Origin of the sequence: Haloarcula pellucida (assembly GCF_014647235.1) — an archaeon.
Lineage (GTDB): Archaea > Halobacteriota > Halobacteria > Halobacteriales > Haloarculaceae > Haloarcula > Haloarcula pellucida.
On record NZ_BMOU01000002.1, the window covers coordinates 35,622 to 50,275 of the forward strand.

12 protein-coding genes are annotated in these 14,654 nt (G+C 67.1%); 7 read left to right on the forward strand and 5 right to left on the reverse strand.

Translation table 11 applies throughout. The annotated features are described in order from the left end of the window. The first annotated feature begins 13 nt into the window (after positions 1-13). The 3 genes from IEY28_RS06860 to IEY28_RS06870 all read left to right on the forward strand — a co-directional run bounded on the left by IEY28_RS06860 (position 14) and on the right by IEY28_RS06870 (position 5,540). Positions 14-3,988: a cobaltochelatase subunit CobN gene (locus tag IEY28_RS06860; protein ID WP_188995775.1), complete on the forward strand. Its 3,975-nt coding sequence runs from the start codon at positions 14-16 to the stop codon at positions 3,986-3,988. After that, on the forward strand, positions 3,978-4,715 hold the full coding sequence (locus IEY28_RS06865) for a precorrin-8X methylmutase (protein ID WP_188995776.1): 738 nt from the start codon (positions 3,978-3,980) through the stop codon (positions 4,713-4,715). The genes IEY28_RS06860 and IEY28_RS06865 overlap by 11 nt, the downstream gene beginning before the upstream one ends. A gap of 66 nt (positions 4,716-4,781) precedes the next feature. Continuing rightward, positions 4,782-5,540, forward strand: a complete 759-nt coding sequence (locus IEY28_RS06870) for a cobalt-precorrin-7 (C(5))-methyltransferase (RefSeq protein ID WP_188995778.1) — start codon at positions 4,782-4,784, stop codon at positions 5,538-5,540. Here IEY28_RS06870 and IEY28_RS06875 read toward each other — a convergent pair whose 3' ends face one another. Continuing rightward, positions 5,541-6,317: a CbiX/SirB N-terminal domain-containing protein gene (locus IEY28_RS06875; RefSeq protein WP_188995780.1), complete on the reverse strand. Its 777-nt coding sequence runs from the start codon at positions 6,315-6,317 to the stop codon at positions 5,541-5,543. 139 nt (positions 6,318-6,456) lie between these two features. Here IEY28_RS06875 and IEY28_RS06880 point away from each other — a divergent pair, with 139 nt between their 5' ends. Both IEY28_RS06880 and IEY28_RS06885 read left to right on the forward strand, forming a co-directional pair. Then, positions 6,457-6,948, forward strand: a complete 492-nt coding sequence (locus IEY28_RS06880) for a cation:proton antiporter regulatory subunit (RefSeq protein WP_188995782.1) — start codon at positions 6,457-6,459, stop codon at positions 6,946-6,948. Then, positions 6,941-8,143 carry a cation:proton antiporter gene (locus tag IEY28_RS06885; protein WP_188995784.1) on the forward strand — a complete coding sequence of 401 codons (1,203 nt, stop codon included), beginning with the start codon at positions 6,941-6,943 and terminating at the stop codon, positions 8,141-8,143. Before IEY28_RS06880 ends, IEY28_RS06885 begins: the two co-directional genes overlap by 8 nt. Positions 8,144-8,349: 206 nt before the next feature. Here the strand turns inward: IEY28_RS06885 and IEY28_RS06890 are convergent, their stop codons facing one another. Beyond that, the gene (locus IEY28_RS06890) at positions 8,350-8,859 is read right to left on the reverse strand and encodes a universal stress protein (RefSeq protein WP_188995786.1); all 510 of its coding nucleotides are present in this window, start codon (positions 8,857-8,859) and stop codon (positions 8,350-8,352) included. A gap of 106 nt (positions 8,860-8,965) precedes the next feature. Here IEY28_RS06890 and IEY28_RS06895 point away from each other — a divergent pair, with 106 nt between their 5' ends. Next, positions 8,966-9,175 carry a hypothetical protein gene (locus tag IEY28_RS06895; RefSeq protein WP_188995788.1) on the forward strand — a complete coding sequence of 70 codons (210 nt, stop codon included), beginning with the start codon at positions 8,966-8,968 and terminating at the stop codon, positions 9,173-9,175. Between the two features lie 125 nt (positions 9,176-9,300). Beyond that, positions 9,301-10,143: an alpha/beta hydrolase gene (locus IEY28_RS06900; protein ID WP_188995790.1), complete on the forward strand. Its 843-nt coding sequence runs from the start codon at positions 9,301-9,303 to the stop codon at positions 10,141-10,143. 138 nt (positions 10,144-10,281) lie between these two features. Here the strand turns inward: IEY28_RS06900 and IEY28_RS06905 are convergent, their stop codons facing one another. The 3 genes from IEY28_RS06905 to IEY28_RS06915 all read right to left on the reverse strand — a co-directional run bounded on the left by IEY28_RS06905 (position 10,282) and on the right by IEY28_RS06915 (position 14,630). Next, positions 10,282-10,437 carry a hypothetical protein gene (locus tag IEY28_RS06905; protein WP_166966847.1) on the reverse strand — a complete coding sequence of 52 codons (156 nt, stop codon included), beginning with the start codon at positions 10,435-10,437 and terminating at the stop codon, positions 10,282-10,284. Positions 10,438-10,477: 40 nt separating this feature from the next. After that, on the reverse strand, positions 10,478-10,789 hold the full coding sequence (locus IEY28_RS06910; RefSeq protein WP_188995792.1) for a HalOD1 output domain-containing protein: 312 nt from the start codon (positions 10,787-10,789) through the stop codon (positions 10,478-10,480). Between the two features lie 88 nt (positions 10,790-10,877). After that, positions 10,878-14,630: a PAS domain S-box protein gene (locus IEY28_RS06915; protein ID WP_188995794.1), complete on the reverse strand. Its 3,753-nt coding sequence runs from the start codon at positions 14,628-14,630 to the stop codon at positions 10,878-10,880. Positions 14,631-14,654: the final 24 nt, after the last annotated feature.

A 14,654-nucleotide genomic window follows, 5' to 3' on the forward strand; every position in this document is an offset into this window, starting at 1 on the left:
GTTTAACAACCTTATGCCACACATCGGACTCTACACCGCGACGGAGAACGAACTCGGGGCCGTCCAGCGCGCCGCCTCAGAGGTCGACGCCGACCTCACGGTGCGCTCGGAGAGCGACTTAGACGACGAACCGGCCGTCGAGTCGTTCCTCACAGAACTGGAGACGGCCGACGCCGTCGTCCTCTGGCTTCACGGCGCCGAGGACAGCATGCCGGGGTACGAACGCGCTGTCGAGCGACTGCGGGCGGCGGGCGTCCCGTTGGTCGTGAAGGCGACCGGCGACGCCTTCGCGTTCGAGGACACGTCCGTCCCCGACGATCACCGCGAGACGGTCTACGAGTACTTAGAGCGGGGCGGGGCGAGCAACGTCGCCAACTGCGCGCGCTACCTCGTCGCGCAGTACGGCGACGCCGACCCCGCCTACGACGACCCGGTCCATCTCCCGACGGAGGGGGTCTACCACCCGGACCACCCCGCCGCGGGGTTCGAGGACCTGTACGCCACCTTCGACCCCGAGAAACCGACCGTCGCCGTCTGGTTCTACGAGTCCCACTGGACCCACGAGAACACCCGCTACGTCGACGCGCAGGTGCGGGCCATCGAACGCGAGGGGGCGAACGCGCTCCCCGTCTTCTGTGAACCGGCGACCGACGCCGAGGGGCAGTGGAACGCCGAACAGGTGACCGAGGAGTGGTTGCTGGACGCCGACGGGAACCCGCGCGTGGACGCCGTCTGTTCGTCGTTCATGTTCTCGCTGTCGATGGACGAACGCGGGCGGAGCGCCGACGGGGAGGGCGACGGTGCCGAGGATGTGTTCCTCGACCGCCTGGGCGTCCCGGTCCTCCAGACGGTGACGACGATGCGCTCGCGCTCCCGGTACGATTCGAGCGACACCGGCGTGATGGGCTTCGAACTCGCCCTCTCCGTGGCCCTGCCGGAGTTCGACGGCAACGTGATTACCCACCCCATCTCCGGGAAGGAACGCACCGACGACGACGCCGACATCGGAAGCGCCCCCAAACAGCACTTCCCCATCGACGACCGGGTCGACCACGTCGCCCGCCTCGTGGTCAACTGGGCCGACCTGCGCCACACGCCAAACGGCGAGAAGAACGTGGCCGTCGTCCTCCACAACTACCCGCCCAGCGACGACGGCATCGGGACGGCCTTCGGCCTCGATTCGCCGGAGAGTACGGTGAATCTCTTAGACGAACTCGACGCGCGGGGGTACGATACCGGAGGGGAACTGCCCGACTCCGGCCAGTCGCTCGTCGAGCGCTTGACTGCTCAACTGACGCTGGACGACCGCTGGGTCGCGCCCGAGGACGTCCGCGAGCTGAGTGTCGACACCGTCTCGCCCGACCAGTACGCCGAGTGGTTCGACGCCCTCGATTCGGGCTTCCGCGAGAACGTCACCGAGGAGTGGGGCGACCCGCCGGACCGCCCCTTCGCCATCCCCGGCGTCGAGTTCGGCAACGTCCTCGTCACCGTCCAGCCTCCGCGCGGGTTCGGGATGGACCCCTCGAAGGTGTACCACGACTCGGACCTCCAGCCACCCCACGACTACGTCGCGTTCTACCGCTGGCTCCGCAACGCCTACGAAGCCGACGCCGTCGTCCATCTGGGCACCCACGGCAGTCTGGAGTGGCTCCCCGGCAAGACCGTCGGGCTGGACGGCGAGAGCGCGCCCGACCAGCTCATCGACGACCTGCCGAACGTCTACCCCTACATCGTCAACAACCCCGGCGAGGGGACCCAGGCCAAGCGGCGCTCTTACGCCGCCATCGTCGACTACCTCACGCCAGTGATGGCCAACGCCGGCACCTACGACGACCTCGCCGAACTGGAGGAACTGGCCGACCGCTACCGCGAGGCCGGCATGGAGGACGCCCGAACGGACGACGGCGACCATCTCGCCGACCTGATTCGGGAGACGGTCGACGAACTGGACCTCGCCGTCGAACTCGGTATCGAGGGCGAGGCGCGCAGCGCCTCGGAACGGTCGAGCGGGGAGCGCAGCGACCCGCGAGACGAGGCGGGCACGACCCTCGCCGAGGGTGCCGTCGAGGGCGACGACCTCTCCATCGACGAACTGGTCGAGCGCGTCCACGAGTACCTCACCGACGTCAAGACGACCCAGATTCGGAAGGGCCTGCACACGATGGGCGAACCGCCCGCCGACGACCGCCTCGTCGACTACCTCGTCGCGCTCACGCGACTGGAGAACCCCGGCGCGCCCTCTCTGCGCGAGAGTGTCGCGGGTGTGTTGGGCGTCGACTACGACAAACTCCGGAACGCCCCCGGCGAGTACGACGAGGCGCTGGGGATGACCTACGCCGAGGCCGCCGACCACGTCCACGAGACGAGCAAGGACCTCGTCCGGACGCTGGCCGACCACGACTTCGACGTGCCCGAGAGCGAACTCGACGACGGGGACAGCGAGGTCAACATGAACCTGCTCGTCGTCGACATCGACCCGCTCGGGGACGCACGCGCCCGGTCGGGCGCTCACGACGACCTGCGCGAGGTGCTTTCCTACGTCTGCGAGGAGGCCGCCCCGCGGGTCGCCGGCGCGGCCGACGAGATACCCCGAACCGCAGATGCCCTCGAAGGCGAGTACGTCCCGCCGGGTGGCTCCGGCGCACCGACCCGCGGCGGCGTCGACCTGCTCCCGACGGCGCGGAACTTCTACACGCTTGACCCACGGAAGGTCCCAGCCAAATCCGCGTGGGAGGTCGGGAGCGAGGTCGCCGAGGGAGTCCTCGACAGACACGTCAGCGCGGCGCGAAGCGCCGCGGACCAGTCGAGCGGAGAGTCCGACGAACCGCGAGACGAGACCGACGAAGGCGACTACCCCGAAGAGATAGGCGTCGTCGTCTGGGGCACGCCGACGGTCCGCACCCGCGGGGAGACCATCGCACAGGTCCTCGCGCTGATGGGGGTCGAACCGGTCTGGTCCGACGCCGGCCGCGTCGAGGACGTCGACCCGATTCCGCTGGACGAACTCGGTCGGCCGCGAATCGACGTGACGACGCGGGTCTCCGGTCTGTTCCGTGACGCGTTCCCCGCCGCCGCGAGCGTCGTTCACGACGCCGTCGAGGCCGTCGTGGACCTCGACGAACCACCGGAGATGAACTACGTCAAGAAGCACGTCGAGGAAGAGACCGACGACCTCGTGGCCGACGGGATGGCCGAAGGCGACGCCCGCGACGCCGCGACGCACCGCGTGTTCACGACCCGACCCGGCGGCTACGGTGCCGGGACGAACAAGGCCGTCGACGAGGGCAACTGGGAGGACCGATCGGACCTCGCCGACGTGTACGTCCAGTGGGGCGGCTACGCGATGGGGTCGCGGGGCCGCGTCAGCGACGCCCACGACGCCTTCGAGCGCCGCCTCTCCTCCGTCGAGGCGACGGTCAAGATAGAGGACACCGCGGAACAGGACGAGTTCGACTCCTCTGATTGGTACGCCTTCCACGGCGGGTTCATCTCCGCCGTGACCGAGATAGCCGGCGAGGAACCAGATTCCTACGTGGGCGACTCGTCGGACCCAGATAACGTCGACGTCTACACGAACGAGGAGAAGGTCCGGAAGGCGATGCGCGCCCGCGTCCTCAACCCGTCGTGGCTCGACTCCATGGAGGAACACGACTACAAGGGTGCTGGCGACCTCTCGACGACGGTCGACGTGGTGTTGGGGTGGGACGCGACCACCGGCGTCGTCAGCGACACGCTCTGGGCGGACGTTGCCGAACGCTACGCCTTCGACGAGGACAGACAGGAGTGGCTCCGGGACGTGAACCCGTGGGCGCTGGACTCGATTACGGACACCTTGCTGGAGGCCATTGACCGCGGCCTCTGGGACGCCGACGCCGAGACCGAGGAGCGGTTGCGCGACCTGCATCTCGACGTCGACGGTGACCTGGAGGCGCGTGCCGGGAGTGGTCCCGGCGGCGACCCCACGGAGGTGACGAGCGATGACGACTGATAGCGCGAATCAGGAGGATTCGCGAGACGGAGGCGGCGAAGCCGCCGCCGACGACTTCGAGGACTACGCCGACCTCGGCGCGACTACGGAGAACGCGATGGACATCGCGGAGACGTCGATGGACCGCGTGCGCGAACTGGTCCCAGACGAGACGCTGGCCGACCGGATTCGACAGAAGTCGGTCCACGCGACCGGCGACCCCGAGTTCCAGCATCTGGTCCGGTTCACCGGCGTCGACGACGACGAACCGGTCAGGGCGGGCGCGCGTGCGGTCCTCGATACGGCCCCCGTCGTCACCGACATCACGATGGTGAAAGCCGGTATCACCGGCCGAGGCCACGACTGTCCGGTCCGGAAGGCAATCGGTAACGGCGCCGACCTCGCGGCCGAGACGGGGATGACCCGGACCGCCGCCTCGGTCCTCGAACTCGACAGGGAGGGCGTCTACGACGGATCTATTGCCGTCGTAGGTAACGCTCCGACGGCGGCGCTCGCACTCGCAGACTGCATCGAGGACGGGACCCGTCCCGCCGTCGTCGTCGCCACGCCGGTCGGATTCGTGAAGGCCGCTGAGAGCCGCAAACGCCTCCGCGAGGTCGCCGCCGATCACGGCGTCCCGGCCATCACGAACGTCGGGCGTCGCGGCGGGTCCGGACTCGCGGCGGGACTCACGAACGAGTTGATTCACGTGGCTTCGGACGCTCGCGAGGGGGCGGTCGATCTGTGACCGCTCCCTCGGGAAGAACGAGCGGGGAGGATGGACCCGCGAGCCGCGAGGGGGCGGTCGACCTCGATGGCTGACGACTACGACCTCGATTCGGGACCGGACCCGGCGACCCTCGCGGCCGCGGCCCCTGAGGACCCCGACGCCGCCCGCCCGGTCTACGCTGTCGGCATCGGCCCGGGGAACCTCGACTACCTCACGCCGCGGGGCGAACGAGCCATCCGCGAGGCCGACGTGGTCGTCGGCTTCGAGACGGTCGTCGAGTTCGTCGCCGACCGCACCGACGCCGACCTGCTGACCTGCGGGTATCGAGACGAGAGCGAGACGCTGGCGACGTTCGCCGAGCGGGTGGCGTCGGGCGAGCGCGGGGCGGCGGTCCTGATGGGCGACCCGAACCACTCGGGCTATCAGTTCGTCGGGAAGGTCCAGCGCACCGTCGACGCGCCGGTCCGGGTCGTCCCCGGCATCTCCTCGCTGCAGGTCGCGGCGAGTCGCGCCCGGACGCCGATGGAAGACACGACGTTCGTCACGCTCCACAAGAGCGGCGACCTCTCGGCCGACCGCGAGCGACTCCGCCGCGCCGTCGGCGAGCGCCACCTGCTGGTGTTACCCCGTCCCTACGACGTGATGCCCGGCGACGCCGCCGCCGACCTCCTGGAGTCGGGCGCGGCCCCCGACCTCACGGCCATCGTCTACGAGCGACTGACACACGACGACGAGGCCAGAACCGCGACGACACTCGCGGGTCTCGCCGACCACGCCGGCGGTGACGGCGCCGACGGGACGCCCTTCTCCGACCTCTCGGTGCTCGTGGTCCGGCGGGACTGACTACCGGCCCTCGCCGTCGGTCGCCATCGCGCGTGCCGTCGCGGTCAACGTCTCCTCGAAGGTCTGTGGCGTCGGACCCGTATCGAGGGCGCGTTCGGTCTCGACGGTCGAGACGATGGCTTCGGTGACGTGTTCGTGGTCGCCGAGCGGGGCAGCGTATGTCAGCCCACCACGGCCGAGCTGGAGCTTCTCCGGGATGTAGTCGGCTGTGGCGGGACACTCGCTGAGAAAGAGCGGCACCGCGACGGCGTGGTCGCCGGTGAGGTTGTAGCGGACACACTCTACCGCGGGGTTCTGCCGCAGGTAGCAGGGGACGACTTCGCCGAACGCGGACCGTCGACGGAGTCGCTCGGCGTGGTACTCCGTGACCTGTCGCTGGTACGGTCGCCTGCTCGACCCCGCCGCGACCAGTGCCACCGACGTTCCGGGGTCGGTCGGGGCGGCTGCTGCCGCCCGGGCTTCGATGGCGGCGGTCACGAGCGCGTTCCGACCGACGGGCTCACAGTACCGCACCGTCGCGTCGAGGTCGTCCAGCAGCGTCGGCACCGTCCGGAGCGTCGTGTGATCGTGTGCGACCGTCAGCGGCACCGCGACGACCCGGTCCGTGTCGAGGTCGGCGACGGCATCGGTCAGCGTCCGACGTGGCTCCTCGCCGTAGGTCAGCAACCGAACGTCGTCCACGAGGTCCCGGTCCCGGAGCCGCCGGGCGTGCGTCTCGAACGCGGTCGTCGCGCGGGCAGTCTCTCGACCGATGAGCAGGAGTGTTTCGTGAGGCATGGGTTCTCTGCGGACTAAATCAAGTCAGATTGATTTAGCCAAACTATTGTTGCCTTGACGATGGAACGCGGGCACTAATAGCTTGTGGTCACCTGCCTCGCGGCCCGACGCTTATTTCCCTCGCGGTGGTTACCCCGGTATGACCGTCTACGAGACAGACGTTCCCGGCGTGGGCAAGAAGTTCGAGGTGGAACTCGACGGGGACGAGCGACTCGTCATCGTCATCCACCACGACGGGAAACGCGAAGTGTTCCACAAGGACGGGCCGGACGTCGACGCCGACCGCCTGTTCACGCTCTCCGGTCGGCAGGCCCGCGAGATAGGTGCTATCCTGCAGGGCGCGTATTTTCAGCCGGTCGAGACGGACTCGGTGGACGTCCCGCTGGGCGACGCCATCATCGAGTGGGTCGACGTCGAGGCCGACTCGCCGCTCGCGGGCCAGACGCTGGCCGACGCGAAGGTCCGCCAGCAGACCGGGGCGTCCATCATCGCTATCCAGCGCGACGAGGAGACGCTCCCGAATCCCGACCCCAACGACACCATCACCGCTGGCGACATCCTCGTGACGCTGGGGACCCGCGACGAACAGTCGGCGCTCGAAGACCTGATCACCCCCGACGACGATGGCTGAACTCCTTCTCGAAGTCGGTATCGCCGTCCTCGGGGTCGCCCTCGCGGGCATGCTGGCGGGGCGTATCGGCCTCTCGGTCATCCCGGCGTACATCCTCGTCGGCGTCCTACTGGGTCCCAACGAGCCGACGGCGCTGTTGGGCGTCCCCGTCGCCCTCGTGAACGAGGGGGAGGTCATCGACGTGCTGGCGGAACTGGGCGTCGTCTTCCTGCTGTTCTTCCTCGGGTTGGAGTTCAGCGTCGACCAGTTGCTCCGGGACCGCCGGAAGATATCCGCCGTCGGCGCGCTGGACTTCGTCGTCAACTTCGGCATCGGCGCGGTCATCGGCCTCGCCTTCGGGTGGACGCTCGTCGAGACGCTGTTTCTGGCGGGTATCGTCTACATCTCCTCGTCGGCCGTCGTCACGAAATCGCTCATCGAGACGGGGTGGATAGCCAACGCGGAGTCCAGTCCCATCCTCGGAACCCTCGTGTTCGAGGACATCCTCATCGCCGTCTACCTCGCCCTGCTGGCGGCCATCACCGGCGGCGGGGGCTTGCGGTCGGCGGCCACCTCCGTCGGCGTGGCCTTCCTCTTTCTCGGCGGCCTCTCGGTCGCCGCGTGGTACGGCGCCGGGTGGTTCGAGCGGTTCTTTGCGACTGGCTCCGACGAACAGTTCGTCCTGCGGGTCGTCGGACTGACCACCGTCGTCGCGGGGGCGGCGCTGGCACTGGGCGTCAGCGAGGCCGTCGCCGCCTTCTTCCTCGGCACCGGCCTCAGCCAGACGACCCACGTAGAGCGCATCGAACACATCGTCGCGCCGGCCCGGGACCTCTTTGCGGCCGTCTTCTTCTTCGCCATCGGTCTCTCGACGGACGTGACGCTGCTCGCGGGCGTCGCCGGCCTCCTCGCGGTGGCGGTGGTGGCGACGACGGCCGGGAAACTCTTCAGCGGGACCCTCTCGGGCCGGGTGTACGGTCTGAACCAGCGGCGCTCGCTCCGGGTCGGACTGGGACTGGTTCCCCGCGGCGAGTTCTCGCTGGTCCTCGTCGCACTCGCGGCCAGCATCGGCACCGGCCGACTCGGCTCCGTCATCCCCGCGTTCGCCGTCGGCTACGTCCTCGTGATGAGCGTCGTCGGGAGCGTCCTCGTCGACCGGGCCGACGGCATCACCGACGCCGTCCTGTCGGTGACGGGCGGCGACCGAGCTAGCTAACCGCGTTTCTCTCCGGCGGGGTCCGCCGGCTAGCGCTCTAGCCAGCGTCTGTCGAGCGACGATGTCGGCTCTCACCCGCCGCAGCGTGTGTGCCGTTTGCGGCGACGACGTCTGGTCTCATTGCTCGCCAACGAGATTCCAGCCGCCACTGACCCACGCAACGTTGCCGATTCGTCGAAACCCGCCAACGCCGACAGGTGCTCTCCTCACTCGGGGATGTAAAAATCAGACTTCGACTTTTTGTACGGCGAGGCGTTTTTGAGTTTGGCGATCTTGGCCGGACTTCGATGTCGGACGATGACGACGTCGTAGGACTCGTCTGCTGCAACGGTTCCCCCTACGCTGCTCACTCCTGTAACGAGATGCCCGGCGTTTTCACTGCCGATGAAGACCATCGATGCGTCTTCTTCCCGCGCCACTCTCCGCAGCTGTTTCGCTATAGTGCCGGATGGAGCGTACCGATCTACGACTTTGTGTCGGAAATCGGCACTTGGGCATAACTCTGTCACTTGCTCGTGTAACGTGGCAACGACAGACGCCATATCAAACGCTTCGTCCTGCTCGATCCAGCCGTGTTCTCTGGCATAGTCCGCCTTTCCCGCCGGGATTACGCTTACAGCTAACACGTCTTCGTCGAACACGTTCCCGAACTCCGTGGCGCGGACGAGTGCTGCTTCAGCTAGCTCTGACCCATCGAACGGAACAACCAGCGTCATGCTTCGATATTTTCGGCCACGACGAAAACACATCTGATTGTTTTCACGCGATGAAAAACCGACGATACGATCGACTCCGATCGATCGGGAGTCCGATTCCAAACGAGTGTTCCAGACGCTCTCGAACCTCGGCACGAATTCTCTGCACCCAACACGAATCGGCCCCAACGAGCGGGAGGCTCCGGAAAAGGTGGCCGCGGACGGCGAAGAGACGGCCGTTGAATCAGCAGTCCATCTCGAAATAGCGGGATACCGCTATCCCGTCGACGACCGGAGAAGGAAGGTGGCGTTCGCAACGAACTTTGATATCGCGTAATACGATTTATCAGATCGACGGTCCGGCGCACAGAATCGGCGACGAGATCGCCCGAACAGTCCCAAACGAGTCGAATTCGGTTCAGACGACGAAACGCTTCAGTGGATGGCCGACGAGCGTCCGCCATGGTCGACGAGGGAGCGGTCACGGTCGAGGGCGCGCGCATCCACTACAGAGCGGCCGGTGACGGCCACCCTGTCGTCCTCTTACACGGGGGTATCATCGACGCGGCCCGCGTCTCGTGGCCGCCGGTGTTCGACCGTCTCACTCCCGAGTACTACGTCCTCGCGCCGGACTTGCTCGGCTACGGCGAGAGTGACCTGATCGACGACACCTACTCGATTCCGCGACACGCCGAGATAGTCGCGGGCGTCCTCGACACTCTCGACTGCGGGCCGGTGACGCTGGTGGGCCTCTCGCTCGGGGGCGGTGTCGCCATCCAACTCGCCCTCGACAGACCGGACCTCGTCGAGACGCTGGTGCCCATCGATCCGTTCGGTCTCGGACGCGACCTGCCGAACGGCCGCCTCTCGCTGTTCCTCGCGCGGGTGCAGGTGTTCAACCGCATCGCTATCGCGGCCTTCCGCCGGAGTCGCCGTCTCACGCGTGCGAGTCTGGGTGGTCTCGTCCACGACCTCGATGCGCTCCCCGCGGCCGCCGTCGACGCCGTCTACGAGGAGGTCAAGCGACCGGCCGCCGGTGCGGCGTTCCGGCGGTTCCGCGACGCGGAGGTGAGCCGACACGGCTACCGGACGACGTTCACCGACCGCTACGACGACCTCGTGGCTCCGACCCGGTTGCTCCATGGCGCCCACGACGAGTTGTTCCCGGTCGCGTGGGCCGAACGTGCCGCCGAGGGGATTCCCGACGCCGAACTCCACGTCCTCGACGACTGCGCCCACTGGGCGCCCCGGGAGAATCCCGACGCCGTCGCTCGACACGTCGATGCGGCCGTCGCTGGCCGCTGAGAGTGTGCGACTGTCGCTCTCCGCTAGGCTACGCTGACCCTATGATTAAATCACATACCGCTATACAGAATCCCGCCACGGCGGTCGTGGGGGCACTCGGCAGCAATCGAGAGTCGGCAGGACTGCCAGCGGCGGTCGCTACGGCAGGACGTCCCGTCTGACGTCGGACTGTATCCAGGCACCCTCGTTCTCGGTGTCCTGGATGATCGTCACGAGGCCGTTCTCGCCGCGGTATTCGATGGCACGGTATCGCTCTAGGGTCGTCTCTTCTTGGTCGTCTTCGTTCGCAATCATGGTCGAATCTCGGTCGTGGTGTTCTCGCATCGGTTGCCGTTCAGTCCTGTACGGTCTCTACGGGCGACGGTTCGGCACCGAGCGTCCTGACCGAGACGGTCCCGTCGTGGTCTACCTGTATCTCGTTGTACTCGACCTGAAAACGGACGCGCCCGGACGTCGTCAGGTGGGCGCTTCCGGGCGAGTTGAACAGGGACGCGAGCGCGTCGACGTTGACGTAGTCGTTCAGCGGCGGCAGTTCTCGGGGTGACACCCCACGTTCGGCAGCGAGTTTCTCGCTGATGGTGACGACCAGGGAATCCGGGTCGTCGGCGACGACGTTCTCGTTCGGTTCGGGGGTGGTTCCGATCATACTACAGTGTACTGTCCCTACTTACATAGCCGCTCTCGATAAGGATATACCGCCGAGCCGAATCCGGGTGCTAGATACCTAGCCTCGGTTAATCGTCGCCGTCGAAAACCAACTCGAACAGCTCTCGCTCCCCGGTTCGGATGTGTCGGCTGACTGTCGGTTGCGAGATGTCGAGCATCTCCGCCAACTCCTGTCCGGTCGTCTCCCGCGGCCACTCGAAGAACCCGCTGAAGTACGCCGTCTCCAGCACTTCTCGCTGTCGCTCTGTCAGTCGGTCCCGGAAGTTCGCCTCGAACTCCGCGAGCGTCTGGACGGGGGTGTCTCGTTCGGTTCGCGCGGCCAGTTCGCTCCCCTCGTAGCGCTCTAGGAACATCCGGACGAACGACTGCACGTCGCCACTCTGTGGTAGCTCGACACACACCTCTCCGCCGTCGGCGCTGGCGGTCACCGCCGTCGGGTGCGCGCCGTACGCGACGAGTTCCGCGAGGAACCCCGAATCGCCGACCATGGCCTCGTACCGACACGTGTCGTCGTGTTTCGTGAGCAAGTTGACCTCGTGGACCGACGGTATCTCGTCGCTGTACCGGTAGACGGCCTCGGGATCGGACCCGGTGACGGTGAAGAACACCCGGATGCTGCCGTCACTGTGTTGGACCAGTTCGTCGAACTCGAACTCGCTGTCGGTCGCTTTGCAAAGTTGGAGTGGAGGGATCGTCTCGTCGTCGACAGTGAACCTGAGTTCGACGGCGCCGTCGCTGACGAGGGCCTTCTTGCGCTCTATCGCGTTGATGGCGTACCCTATCATCGTGCCCAGTTCGGCGAGTACCGCCGTCTCCATCCCGTCGAAGGTGCCGGTTTCGTCCGCATAGAGGTTCAGAACACCGTAGACCGTCTCACGGAACATCAGCGGCACGGCGATGCTGGCGTGATAGCCGCTCTTGAGCGCCTGTGTCTGCCACGGCTCTAGGGGCGGGTCTGCGTGCAGGTTGTTCTCGACGACGGGTTCGTGGGTTCTGATGGCGGTTTCGGTCGGCGTCTCGTCGCTCGCCGGCGCGTCCGCGTCGACGAACCACTCGAGGTACCCCTCGTCGTCGCCCGAACTCGCACGCGGGACCACGTCGGTGCCGCTCGCTCGCTGCTCGGCTATCCACCCGAAGACGTACGGATCGGCGTCGGTGAGGTTCTCACAGACGGCCCGCTCGATGTCGTCACGCGTCGCGGCCTGTGTGAGTTCCTGGGTCAACCCGCGGATGATGTCGTTGAGTCGGTTGATGCGATGGAGCGACTCGTTGTGTTCCGCCAGTCGGGCGGTCTTCTCCCGCAGTTCCCGCTCGCGGTCGACCCGGTCGAGGGCGGCGACGGCGTTCGCCACGAGGATCTTCGCGACCATCACGTCGGCGTCGGTGAACGCGTCAGTCTCCGTCGCTCCAGCGATGAAGACGCCGTGGGTCCCGACCGGGAGGATGATGGCGCTCTCTAGGGGCGTCTCGTCCTCGTCGAGGCTGTCGTCCTGTTCGAGGTCGGCGACGACCCGCCCCTCACTCTCCGCGTACACCTGCGACGGGACGCCCCAGTCCGAACTGAACACCGGCCCGTCGCCGACGAGCGTTTCGAGTGCCGCCGTCTGGGCGGCCGAACGAAGCCGTCCGGCCGCCTCGTCGTAGTACTGGACGGTCGTCAGCGGGAGGTCGAGTATCTCTCTGGCCCCGCCGACGACGATGTCGGCCACTTCGCCCGCCGTCTCGGCGGCGGTCAGGGCCTGTCCGATCTCGTTGAGGCTGGCGAGTCGCTCCTCGCGGCGCTTTCGGTCCGTGATGTCCCGGACGACGGCGACCCATCCGTCGCCCTCGTCGTCGAACTCGAACGGCGAGATGTGGGTCTCGATAGGGACCTGCCCGCCGTCTGCCGTGGTCAACACCGCTTCGAACGTGGCGCTCTCGTGTCCGTTGGCATCGGTGTCTGCCTGCAGGGAACGCGCCTCGTCGGTGACTCGCGCATCGACGAACTCGCTGGCGTGGCTTCCGACGAGTTCCTCGCGGTCGTACCCGGTGAGTTCGGTGTAGGCGTCGTTGACGGCGACGAACGTCCCCTCGGCGTCGACTGCGTACAGGCCGTCACGGACCGTCTGCATCACCGCCTGCTGTCGCTGGAGGCGGCGCTCTCGCTCTTTCCGGTCGGTTACGTCCTGCAGGGAGTACACCGCGGAAGTCACCGCGGCCTCCTCGCCGCGTAACGGTGCCCCGCGGACCGACAGCCACCGCGTCTCGCCGTCGATTCTGAGCAGCGCTTCGCCGCCGATCGTCTCGCCGTCCTGTATGATCCGGTCGTGCGGCCGCCGGTGTTCGTCTACGGGGACGCCCTCGAAGCCCAACAGTTCGGCGTCCAGCGCCGCCTCCGTGACCGGCCCCTCGTAGGCGTCGATGCCCATGATGTCGGCCGCCCGGTCGTTGATGTACCGGAAGGTGTCGTCCTCGTCGACGATGACGATACCGACCGGACTCGTCTCTAGGATGCGGTCTTTCAGCTCTCGCTCCTCCCGAAGGGCCGTCTCCGTCTTGAGGCGCCGCAGCAATCGACCGAGGTCCGCGGCGACGGTCGTCGTCGCTTCGATCATCGCCTCGTCGGGTTCCCGAGTCTCGTCCAGGAAGAACGCCATCACCGCGACGACAGTGTGGTCGCTCAGTATCGGGACGCCGAGGGCCGCCCGCAGACCGGCGTCGTCGGCGGCCGACGCCCGTACGAACGGCGCCTCGTCGGTGGTGATGTCGGTCACCCACTCGGGCGACCCGGACTCCCAGACGTGGCCGACGAGGCCGGACCCCGGTTCGAAGGAGATGGGTGACGTGGCGTTTGCGAACGCCTCGGCCGACTCGCTCGCGACGTACCATCCGGGAACGCGTTCGAGGTGGTCCTCCGCAGACCGGACCCACGCTTCCCCGTACTGCCAGTCCATCGCCGACCCGACCGCCTCGAGGCCGACGTGCAGGCCGTCCTCGAAGGAATCGGCCTGGAGGATTCGCTGAGTGGTATCGTGGTACAGTTCCCGCTCTGCCCGTAGCCGTTTGCGGTCGGTGATGTCACGCATGACGCCCGTAAAGTACCGGTCGGACCCGACGCGGAACTCCGAAAACGAGATGCTGAGCGGGATACTGTGGCCGTCCTTGTGCTGGCCGACCAGTTCGACGTCGTCCCAGTCGATGGTTCGCTCGTCCGTCGCGAGGTAGCGTTGCATCCCCGCGACGTGTCGCGCCGCGAGTTCGTCGGACATCAGTACCGTCAGCGGTTCGCCGAGCAGCGCCTCCGGTTCGTAGCCGAACACGTCCTCGACGGCGGGGTTGGCATAGCGGACGACGCTCTCTTCGTCGACCGAGAGTATCGCGTCGGACATCGTCGTGGCGAGCGACGTCATGTGCTCGCTCAACCGCGGTTGCCACGTGGCGGACTCGTCGGTCCCGAGGTAGTTCTGGAGGTGGTGGCTGAGGAGGCGCCGCTTCTCGGGCCCGGTGTAGTGGACGACTTCGTCGATGCCGGCCTCGTAGGCCCGCTCGAGCAGCGACCGGGAGCACTCCTCGGCGACCAGTATCGTGAGGACGCCGGAGTGTGCATCGAGACAGCGAGAGAGCATCGAGAGTCCGTCTCCGTCGGGCAGGTCGTACTGTGCGACGACGGCCGCTACCGACTCGCTCTCGACGGCCTCGAGGGCGTCCGCGGCCGTCCTGACGGTACGTTCGGCGCGCGCCTCGCCGGCGTCGCCCACCGCGGACCGCAACCCGTCGGCCCACAGTGACTCGGCGCCGACGTAGAGGACACGGCGCGCAGATTGTCCCTGATTGATACTCATGTATTATCCATTTGGGTTCATCGT

Bases quoted from the DNA above. Each gene is read 5' to 3' on its own strand.
- IEY28_RS06900 (WP_188995790.1), top strand. From the start codon at position 9,301: ATGGTCGACGAGGGAGCGGTCACGGTCGAGGGCGCGCGCATCCACTAC.
- IEY28_RS06860 (WP_188995775.1), top strand. From the start codon at position 14: ATGCCACACATCGGACTCTACACCGCGACGGAGAACGAACTCGGGGCC.
- IEY28_RS06915 (WP_188995794.1), bottom strand. From the start codon at position 14,630: ATGAGTATCAATCAGGGACAATCTGCGCGCCGTGTCCTCTACGTCGGC.
- IEY28_RS06880 (WP_188995782.1), top strand. From the start codon at position 6,457: ATGACCGTCTACGAGACAGACGTTCCCGGCGTGGGCAAGAAGTTCGAG.
- IEY28_RS06890 (WP_188995786.1), bottom strand. From the start codon at position 8,859: ATGACGCTGGTTGTTCCGTTCGATGGGTCAGAGCTAGCTGAAGCAGCA.
- IEY28_RS06875 (WP_188995780.1), bottom strand. From the start codon at position 6,317: ATGCCTCACGAAACACTCCTGCTCATCGGTCGAGAGACTGCCCGCGCG.
- IEY28_RS06885 (WP_188995784.1), top strand. From the start codon at position 6,941: ATGGCTGAACTCCTTCTCGAAGTCGGTATCGCCGTCCTCGGGGTCGCC.
- IEY28_RS06910 (WP_188995792.1), bottom strand. From the start codon at position 10,789: ATGATCGGAACCACCCCCGAACCGAACGAGAACGTCGTCGCCGACGAC.
- IEY28_RS06870 (WP_188995778.1), top strand. From the start codon at position 4,782: ATGGCTGACGACTACGACCTCGATTCGGGACCGGACCCGGCGACCCTC.
- IEY28_RS06905 (WP_166966847.1), bottom strand. From the start codon at position 10,437: ATGATTGCGAACGAAGACGACCAAGAAGAGACGACCCTAGAGCGATAC.
- IEY28_RS06865 (WP_188995776.1), top strand. From the start codon at position 3,978: ATGACGACTGATAGCGCGAATCAGGAGGATTCGCGAGACGGAGGCGGC.